Raw genomic sequence first — 8,504 nt, 5'->3', positions numbered from 1 at the left:
CGCGAGCTTCGCCGTCATGGTGGGCCTGGCGGCGGTGTGGGCCTCGGTCGGCGTGGTGCCGGACGCGGTCGTCGGCCACTCGCAGGGTGAGATCGCGGCGGCGTGTGTGGCGGGTGCGTTGTCGCTGGAGGACGCGGCGCGGGTGGTGGCGTCGCGCAGCCAGGCGATCGCCGCGAAGCTGGCCGGGCGCGGTGGCATGGCCTCGGTCGCGCTCGGCGCGCAGGACGTCGCCGCCCTGCTCGCGCCGTGGGCGGACCGGGTCGAGGTGGCCGCGGTCAACGGCCCGTCCTCGGTGGTGGTCGCCGGTGCTGCCGAGGCGTTGGACGAGGTGGTGGACGCCCTGTCCGCCGACGGGGTCCGGGTGCGGCGGGTGGCGGTGGACTACGCCTCGCACACCCGGCACGTCGAGGACATCCGCGACGCGCTCGCCGACTCGCTGGCCGGCATCGCCGCGCGGGCCCCGGAGATTCCGTTCTACTCCACGGTTGTCGGCGGCTGGGTCCAGGACGCCGGGGTCGTCGACGGTGACTACTGGTACCGGAACCTGCGCAACCAGGTGGGTTTCGGGCCGGCGGTGGCGGCGTTGGTCGAGCAGGGGCACGGCGTGTTCGTGGAGGTGAGCGCGCACCCCGTGCTGGTGCAGTCGATCGCCGAGGTGACCGACGGCGTCGTGGTCGGGTCGCTGCGCCGTGACGACGGCGGCCCGCGGCGGCTGTGCACGTCGATGGCCGAGCTGTTCGTGCGCGGCGTCGCCGTGGACTGGACCGCCGTGCTGCCGCCGGCGCCGGGCCGGGTCGAGCTGCCCACCTACGCGTTCGACCACCGGCACTACTGGCTGCCGGTCGGCGTGGCCGCCGACGCGGCGTCGCTGGGACAGGCGAGCGCCGAGCACCCGCTGCTCGGCGCGCTGGTGCCGCTGCCGCGCTCCGACGGGTTGCTGTGCACGTCGCGGCTGTCGCGCACGTCGCACCCCTGGCTGGCCGACCACGTCGTCGGCGGTGTGGTGCTCCTACCGGCCGCCGCACTGGTCGAGCTGGCCGTGTGGGCCGGCGACGAGGCCGGCTGCGGCGTGCTCGACGAGCTGCGCGTCGAGACCCCGCTGGTGGTGCCCGAGCACGGCACGGTCCGGGTGCAGGTCGCGCTGAGCGGTCCCGGCGAGCGCGGCTCCCGCACCGTGGAGGTGTACGGCCAGTGCGACGGCGGCACGTGGACGCGGCACGCCACCGGCGTGCTGTCGGCGACGCCGCGCGGCGACGCCGGGTTCGACCTCACCGCGTGGCCGCCGGCGGGCGCCGAGCAGGTCGACGTCGAACAGTGCTACGACGACCTGGCCGACCGCGGCCTCGACTACGGACCCGCGTTCCGGGGCCTGCGCGCGCTGTGGCGCCGCGGTGACGAGATCTTCGCCGAGGTCGCCCTGCCCGAGGGCCAGCGGGAGACCGCCGGGAGCTTCGGCGTCCACCCGGCACTGCTGGACGCCGCCCTGCACCCGGCCCTGCCGGACACCGGCGACGGGGCGCGGCAGGCGCTGGACTGGCGCGGGCTCGTCCTGCACGCCGAGGGCGCCTCGGCGCTGCGGGTGCGGCTCGTGCCCACCGGGCCCGGCACGCTGTCGCTGGCGGCCGCGGACGCTGCGGGCGGCCCGGTCCTGTCGGTCGACTCGCTGACCTTCCGGGCCGTGTCCCCGCGACAGCTCGGCGCCACCCCGGCCGAGCACGGCGACTCGTTGTTCCGCGTGGACTGGACCGAACTGTCCCCGCCCCGGGGCGAGCCGTCGCCGTCGTGGCTCGCGGTGGCCACCGCGGACGACGTGGCCGTCCTGCCCGGCGCACCGCCCGTCACGGTGCTGGAAGCCGGCGGCGAGGACGCGCCCCTGCCGCTGACCTCCCGGGTGCTGGGCGTACTGCAGGCCTGGCTGGCCGCCGCCGAGTCGGTCACGGACGGGGAGTCCCGGCTCGTCGTCGTCACCCGGGGCGCGGTGCCCGTCGGTGCCGGCCCGGTGCCCGACCCGGCCGCCGCGGCGGTGTGGGGGCTGGTCCGCTCCGCGCAGGCCGAGAACCCCGACCGGATCACCCTCCTGGACCTCGACCCGGACCTCGCCGTCGAACAGGTGCTGGGGCCGGTGCTGGCGTCCGGGGAACCGCAGGTCGCGGTGCACGGCACGACGTTCGCCGTCCCGCGCCTCGCCCGCGCCGAAACCGGAACCGGAGACGGGGTCGAGGCCGGTGCGCCGGTATTCGGTCCGGACGGGACGGTGCTCGTCTCCGGGGCGGGCTCCCTGGGCGGTCTCGTGGCGCGGCACCTCGTCACCGGCCACGGGGTGCGCCGGCTGGTCCTGGCCAGCAGGCGCGGTCCGGCCGCCGACGGCGCGACCGAGCTGGTCGACGAGCTGGCCGGGCTGTGTGCGACGGTGTCGGTCGTCGCGTGCGATGTGGCCGACCGCGACCAGGTGGCCGCCCTGCTCGCCGAGCACCGCCCGACCAGCGTGGTGCACACCGCCGGTGTGCTGGACGACGGTGTGCTCGACGCGCTGACCCCGCAACGCCTCGCCACCGTGTTCGCGCCCAAGGTCGACGCGGTGCGCCATCTCGACGAGCTGACCCGGGACACGCACCTCGACGCGTTCGTCGTGTTCTCCTCCGGCTCCGGTGTCTTCGGCTCACCCGGCCAGGGCAACTACGCGGCCGCGAACGCGTACCTGGACGCGGCGATGGCCAACCGGCGTGCCGCCGGCCTGCCGGGCCTCTCACTGGCGTGGGGCCTGTGGGCGCAGGCCACCGGCATGACCGCGCACCTCGGCGGCGCCGACCAGGCCCGCATGAGCCGCGGTGGCGTGCTGCCGATGACCGCGGCCGAGGGCATGGCGTTGTTCGACGCCGCCGTCGACGCCGAGGAGGCGCTGCTGGTGCCGGTCAAGCTGGACCTGCGGGACGTGCGCGCGGGCGGGTCGGTGCCGCACCTGCTGCGCGGCCTCGTCCGCGGGCGGCGGGCGCAGGCGCGGGCGGCGGCCTCCGGTGGCGGTGACCTGGCCCGCACGCTGGCGGGTCTCGCCGCGGCCGAACAGGAGGCGTTGCTGGTGGACCTGGTCCGCGGTCAGGCCGCGGCCGTGCTCGGGCACACCGGGCCCGGGGGAGTGCGCACGGACACCGCGTTCCGCGACGCCGGGTTCGACTCGCTGACCTCGGTGGAGCTGCGCAACCGGCTCCGCGAGCGGACCGGGCTGAAGCTGCCCGCCACGCTCGCGTTCGACCACCCAACGCCGCTGGCCCTCGCCCGCCACCTGCGTGCCGAGCTGGGCGTCGGCGACGACGCGCTGTCCCTGGTGCAGAGCAGGCTCGGAGACGTCGAGGCGTTGCTCGGCGGGCTCCGCCTCGACGAGTCCACGAGGTCGGGGCTCACGCTCCGCCTGCAGGGGCTGGTGGCCCGGTGCAACGGGGTCCTCGAACGGGAGGACGTCACCACGGTGGCGGACCAGCTGGCGTCCGCGTCCGCGGACGAGGTCCTCGAGTTCATCGACGACGAACTCGGACTCGTCTGACAAACCCTTCGTGAGGACAGGAAAGAATGGCCACGGACGACAGACTGCTCACGTACCTCAAGCGGGTCACCGCCGAGCTGCACACCCTGCGCAAGCAGGGCGCCCGGCACGCGGACGAACCCCTCGCCATCGTGGGCATGGCGTGCCGGTTCCCGGGTGGCGTCGCGTCGCCGGAGGACCTGTGGCGCCTCGTGGCCGACGGCGTGGACGCCCTGTCGGACTTCCCCGACGACCGGGGCTGGGACCTCGACGGCCTGTTCGACCCGGATCCGGACAACCCGGGCACCTCCTACACCAGCCAGGGCGGTTTCCTCGCGGGCGCGGGGCTGTTCGACGCGGGCTTCTTCGGCATCTCGCCGCGGGAGGCGCTGGCGATGGACCCGCAGCAGCGGCTGCTGCTGGAGACGTCGTGGGAGGCGCTGGAGGACGCCGGCGTCGACCCGTTCTCGTTGAAGGGCAGCGACGTCGGCGTGTTCTCCGGGGTGTTCACCCAGGGCTACGGCGCCGGTGCGATCACCCCCGAGCTGGAGGGCTTCGCGGGCATCGGTTCCGCGTCGAGCGTGGCGTCCGGCCGGGTGTCCTACGTGTTCGGCCTCGAGGGGCCGGCGGTCACCGTGGACACCGCGTGTTCCTCCTCGCTGGTGGCGATCCACCTGGCCGCCCAGGCGCTGCGGTCCGGTGAGTGCTCGATGGCGCTCGCCGGCGGCGCGACGGTGATGCCGACCCCGGGCACGTTCGTCGCGTTCTCCCGGCAGCGGGTGCTGGCCGCCGACGGGCGGTCCAAGGCGTTCTCCTCGACGGCCGACGGCACCGGCTGGGCCGAGGGCGCCGGCGTGGTGGTCCTCGAACGGCTGTCGGTGGCGCGGGAGCGCGGACACCGGATCCTCGCGGTGCTGCGCGGCAGCGCGGTCAACCAGGACGGCGCGTCCAACGGCCTGACCGCCCCGAACGGTCCGGCGCAGCAACGGGTGATCCGCAAGGCGCTCGCCGGCGCGGGCCTGCTGCCGTCCGATGTGGACATGGTGGAGGCGCACGGCACGGGCACCGCGCTGGGTGACCCCATCGAGGCGCAGGCGCTCCTGGCCACCTACGGGCAGCGGGAGCCCGGCAACCCGCTGTGGCTCGGGTCCGTGAAGTCGAACATCGGTCACGCGCAGGCCGCCGCGGGCGTCGCCGGGCTGATCAAGGTGGTGCAGTCGCTGCGCCACGGCGTCATGCCGCCCACCCTGCACGTGACGGAGCCGACGCCGCGGGTGGACTGGTCGGCGGGCGCGGTCGAGCTGCTGACCGAGGCACGCGAGTGGCCACGCGACGGCCGCCCGCGCCGGGCCGGGGTGTCCGCGTTCGGCATCAGCGGGACCAACGCGCACCTGATCCTGGAGGAGGCGCCGCCGGCGGAGCAGGCACCCGAGGGTGCGGCGGCGCCGAGTGGCGAGTCCGGGGGCATCGTCCCGTTCGTCGTGTCCGCGGCGAGCCCCGCCTCCCTCGCCACGCAGGCGGCCCGGCTCGCGGCGTTCCTCGACACCGGTGCCGCCCCGCCGGCACTGGTGGCCCACGCGCTGGTGTCGCGCCGGGCCGTGCTCGGCGAACGCGCCGTCGTGGTGGCCGCGGCCGACGACGCCGTCGCCGGGCTGCGTGCGCTCGCGCGGGGCGAGGCCGCCTCCGGTGTGGTGACCGGCAGCGCCGACACCCCCGGCCCGGTCGCGCTGGTGTTCCCCGGCCAGGGCTCGCAGCGGGTCGGCATGGGCCGGGAGCTGTACGACCGGTACCCGGTGTACGCGGCGGCGTTCGACGAGGCGTGCGCGGAGCTGGACGCCAACCTGGCCGGCTGGACCGACCACCCGGTCCGGGACGTGGTGCTGGGCGCCGTGGCCGGCAGCGCCGAACTGCTCGACCAGACCGTGTTCACCCAGGCCGGGCTGTTCGCGGTGGGGACCGCGCTGTCGCGGCTCGTGACGTCCTGGGGCGTGCGGGCGGACGTGGTGCTCGGCCACTCGGTCGGCGAGATCACCGCCGCCCACGCCGCCGGCGCGCTGTCGCTGCGCGACGCGGCCCGGATCGTCGCCGCCCGCGGCCGGCTGATGCAGGCGCTGGCACCGGGCGGCGCGATGGTCGCGGTGGCCGCGAGCGCGGACGACGTGGCCGGGCTCCTGGGCGACGGCGTCGAGCTCGCCGCGGTCAACGGCCCCGCCGCCGTGGTGCTCTCCGGCGACCACGACGCCGTGCTGGCGGCGGCCGACCGGATGCGGGAGCGGGGCCACAAGACCAAACAGCTGGTGGTCTCGCACGCTTTCCACTCCGCGCGGATGGCGCCGATGCTGGCCGACCTCACCGCCGCGCTGGCCGAGGTGACCTGGCAGCAGCCGCGGATCCCCGTCGTGTCCAACGTGACCGGCCGGCTCGCCGAGCCGGGCGAGCTGGCCGACCCCGGGTACTGGGCCGAGCACGTGCGGCGGCCGGTCCGGTTCGCCGACGGGGTCGCGGCGGCCGTGGCGCACGGCGCCGCCGTGTTCCTGGAGCTGGGCCCCGGCGCGGCCCTGAGCGCCGTGGTCGAGGAGACCGCCGCGGCGCCGTGCGTCGCGGCGCTGCGCGACGACCGCCCCGAGCAACAGACCCTGCTGGCCGCGGTCGCCGAACTGTTCGTCCGGGGCGTCCCCGTGGACTGGCCCGCGACGCTGCCCGCGGCGCCGGGCTGGGTGGACCTGCCGACCTACGCCTTCGACCACCGGAACTACTGGCTCAACCCGGCCGGCGCGCCGACCGACGCGGTCGCGCTCGGCCAGGCGGCCGCCGACCACCCGCTGCTGGGTGCGGTGGTGCGGCTGCCGCAGTCCGACGGGCTGGTGTTCACCTCACGGCTGTCGCTGCGGTCGCACCCGTGGCTCGCCGACCACGCCATCGGCGGCGTGGTGCTCGTCGCCGGCACCGGGCTCGTGGAGCTGGCCGTGCGCGCCGGTGACGAGGCCGGGTGCCCGGTGCTGGACGAGCTGGTGATCGAGGCGCCGCTGGTGGTGCCCGCGCACGGCGGGGTGCGTGTCCACGTCGCGGTGGGTGCGCCGGGGGAGACCGGCGCCCGCGTCGTGGACGTGTACTCCTCGCGTGCGGACGCCGATGCCGACGTGTGGACCCGGCACGCCACCGGCCTGCTCTCGGCCACCCCGCCCGCGCGGGAGGCCGGCTACGACTTCACCGCCTGGCCGCCGCCCGGCGCGCGGCGCATCGAGGTGGGCGACTTCTACTCCGCGTTGGTCGAGCGCGGCTACGCCTACGGGCCGGTGTTCCAGGGCCTGCGGGCGGTGTGGCGCCGAGGTGCGGAGATCTTCGCCGAGGTCGCCCTGCCGGCGGACGCCCACGCGGACGCGGGCCGGTTCGGCCTGCACCCCGCGCTGCTGGACGCCGGTCTGCACGCGGGGATGCTCGGCGCCGCCGCCGCGCCGGAGGACGAGCCCGGGCGGCCGGTGCTGCCGTTCGCGTGGAACGGGCTGGTGCTGCACGCCGCGGGCGCCTCGGCGCTGCGGGTGCGCCTGGTGTCCACGGGACCCACCGCGTTGTCGCTGACAGCGGCGGACGCGACCGGCGCCCTCGTGGTGTCGGTCGACTCGCTGGTGTCCCGGCCGGTGTCGGCCGAGCAGCTGGACGCCGCGGCGGCGACCGCCCGCGACGCGTTGTTCCGCGTGGCGTGGACCGCGCTCCCGGCGACCGCGGCGGAGCCCGCGCCGCCGTGGGTGCCGGTGACCGGCGCGGACCAGGTGGCCGACCTGGACGCGGCCGCGGTCGCGGTGCTGGAGGTGGCCGGTGCGGACGACGCGCTGGCGGCCACCACCCGGGTGCTGGGGATCGTCCGGGCATGGCTCGCGGCGGGGTCGGAGGAGCAGCGGCTGGTGGTCCTCACCCGGGGCGCGGTGCCCGCCGGGGACGGCGTGGTGACCGACGTGGCCGCGGCCGCGGTGTGGGGCCTGGTGCGTTCCGCGCAGGCGGAGAACCCGGACCGGATCACGCTGCTGGACCTCGACGCCGACGGTGACGCCGACGGTGTCGGCGCGGTCCTCGGTGCGGTGCTGGCCTCCGGTGAGCCGCAGGTCGCGGTGCGCGGCATCACGTTCTCGGCGCCCCGGCTCGCGCGGGTGACCGACCAGCCGGGTGAGGTGCCCGTGTTCGGCCCGGACGGGACGGTCCTGGTCACCGGCGGCACCGGGTCGCTGGGCGCGCTGACCGCGCGGCACCTCGTGTCCAGGCACGGGGTGCGCCGGCTGGTCCTGGCGAGCAGGCGTGGTCCGGCCGCCGACGGCGCGGCCGAGTTGGTCGACGAGTTGGCCGGGCTGGGTGCGGTGGTGTCGGTCGTCGCGTGCGATGTGGCCGATCGGGATCAGGTGGCGGCCCTGCTGGCCGAGTACTGCCCGACCAGCGTGGTGCACACCGCCGGTGTGTTGGACGACGGTGTGCTCGACGCGTTGACGCCGGACCGGCTGGCCACGGTGTTCGCGCCCAAGGTGGACGCGGTGCGCCATCTCGACGAGCTGACCCGGGACACGCACCTCGACGCGTTCGTCGTGTTCTCCTCCGCCTCGGGCGTGTTCGGGTCCGCGGGGCAGGCCAACTACGCGGCGGCCAACGCGTTCCTCGACGCCGCGGTCACCAGGCGCCGGGCGGCCGGCCTGCCGGGGGTGTCCCTGGCGTGGGGCCTGTGGGCGCAGACCGACGGCATGACCGCGCACCTCGGCGGCGCCGACCAGGCGCGGATGAGCCGCGGCGGTGTCCTCGCGATGAGTCCCGCCGAGGGCATGGAGCTGTTCGACGCCGCCGTGGCCGCCGAGGAGGCGCTGCTGGTGCCGGTCAAGCTGGACCTGCGTGGGGTGCGCGCCGACGCCGCGGCGGGCGGGGCCGTGCCGCACATGCTGCGTGGCCTGGTCCGCGCGGGCCGGGCGCAGGCCCGCGCGGCGTCCACTGTGGACAACGGGCTGGCCGG

The 8,504-nt window shown here is 76.5% G+C and carries 2 protein-coding genes; both read left to right on the top strand.

Annotation, left to right across the window (positions count from 1 at the left end; genetic code table 11):
- The coding region (locus tag ACJ73U_RS03170) for an acyltransferase domain-containing protein (RefSeq protein WP_407775977.1) at positions 1-3,538 on the top strand (3,538 nt) is incomplete at its 5' end.
- 26 nt (positions 3,539-3,564) lie between these two features.
- The coding region (locus ACJ73U_RS03165) for an SDR family NAD(P)-dependent oxidoreductase (protein ID WP_407775976.1) at positions 3,565-8,504 on the top strand (4,940 nt) is incomplete at its 3' end.

The sequence above is a fragment of the Actinophytocola sp. genome (genome assembly GCF_045807065.1).
In the GTDB taxonomy this organism is placed as follows: domain Bacteria; phylum Actinomycetota; class Actinomycetes; order Mycobacteriales; family Pseudonocardiaceae; genus Actinophytocola.
The sequence above is the reverse complement of the archived record's forward strand: the minus strand, read 5'-3'. Positions and strand labels throughout refer to the sequence as shown.